General features: G+C 69.5%; 1 protein-coding gene. It reads left to right on the forward strand.

Features of this window, described 5'->3' with window-relative positions; translation table 11 throughout:
• Positions 1-85: 85 nt before the first annotated feature.
• Positions 86-1,276: an IS91 family transposase gene (locus tag JJ685_RS29530; protein WP_201677983.1), complete on the forward strand. Its 1,191-nt coding sequence runs from the start codon at positions 86-88 to the stop codon at positions 1,274-1,276.
• Positions 1,277-1,609 lie beyond the last annotated feature (333 nt).

A 1,609-nucleotide genomic window follows, 5' to 3' on the forward strand; every position in this document is an offset into this window, starting at 1 on the left:
GCGCGCCCGGATTGTCCCGACGGCATCCGGCGCGCGCCGATGGAGCTATTGCGCGGCCTGCGCGAGGGCATGCACTGAGCTGGCCGTGGCCACGACCTTGGCCGAGGTGCTGCGGCGCTTCGGTCCGCAGTACCTGCGCACCCACGGCCTGAGCACCGCGCAGGCCAAGGCGTGGCGCGCGATCGTCAGCTGCCGCACGCCTGCACTCGGCGGGCAGCTGCTGCAATGCGATGGCTGTGGCCGCCAGCAATGGCGCTGGCACTCCTGCCGCAACCGGCATTGCCCGCAGTGCCAGGCGCAGGCCCGCGACGCCTGGCGGCAGGCGCGCCTGCGTGAGCTGCTGGACGTGCCATATTGCCACCTGGTCTTCACGCTGCCGCATGAACTCAACGCGCTGGCGGCAGTCCACCCGCGCTGGGTCTACGAGACCTTGATGCACTGCACCGCGGCGACGCTCGCCGAGTTCGCCGCCAACCCGCGGTGGCTGGGAGGCTGCGGCGCATTCACCTTGGTGCTGCACACGTGGACGCAGGACCTGCGCCGGCACTTGCACGTCCACGCCCTGATGGCCTGTGGCGCCCTGTGCGGCTCGGCCGAAGCGCAGCGCTGGGTGGTCCCCACGCGCGGTGCGGGCTTCCTCTTCCCGGTGCAGGCCCTCTCGCGGGTGTTTCGCGGCAAGTTCCTCGCCGCCCTCGCGCAAGCCACCAGCGCCGCGGCGCTGCCGCGCGAGCCGCTCGCAGCCGACCCCGGCAAGCTGCTCCAACGCGATGCTGCGCTGCGCCGCCACAACTGGGTGGTCTATGCCAAGACTCCGTTGGCGGGGCCAGCCGACGTGCTGGACTACCTGTCGCGATACACCCATCGCACGGCCATCGGCAACGAGAGGCTGGTTGCCATCGACGGCGAGCGGGTGCAGCTGCGGGTGCGCAAGGAAGCGGGCAAGCGCCGGACCGTCAGCATCCCGGGAGAGGAGTTTGTCGCTCGCCTGCTGCAGCACGTACTGCCGCCCGGCTTCAAGCGTATCCGGCACTACGGAGTGCTGGCCTCGTGCGCCAAATGCCAGCGCCTGGCCGCAGCGCGCGCGCTGCTCGGCATGCCCCAGCCCAATCCTGCGGCGTGCGAGGACGCCTGCGCATTCATGCGCCGCATAGCCGCCGCAGAGATCGGCCGATGCGAGCATTGCGGCAAGGGGCGCTGGGTGCTCGTTGGCGAGAGGGCCGCCGACCGCAGCGCCCTGGCCCGTGTGCCTCCTCTGGTATGCCGAGGTCCGCCTTGAAACCTACGCTGCCACATCCAACGCCAGATCGAACTTGCGCACCGCAGGCAGCGCAGGAAAAGCCGCTGTGCGCCTGCGTAAGAATCGCCGATTTGGGGGTTGACAGAAGCGCGTCAACGAACCCCCCGGCCGCTCATTCCCGCGACGCATTGCCGCAACCGGTCTCCGGGCGCTGCGCGAGAGCCACAGCGGAATTGCATCGGGCTCCGGCCAAACCTTACACTGCCCAATAGCGCCGCCGTGCCTCGGCGGTTTAGTCCAACAAGGTTTATCTGCCGCAGGGAGGGTCCGTGGTTGTCGATGCTGCGCGGCGGCAGATAAACGCTATTCGTT

It is taken from the genome of Ramlibacter monticola (genome assembly GCF_016722785.1).
Taxonomy (GTDB): Bacteria; Pseudomonadota; Gammaproteobacteria; order Burkholderiales; family Burkholderiaceae_C; genus Ramlibacter; species Ramlibacter monticola.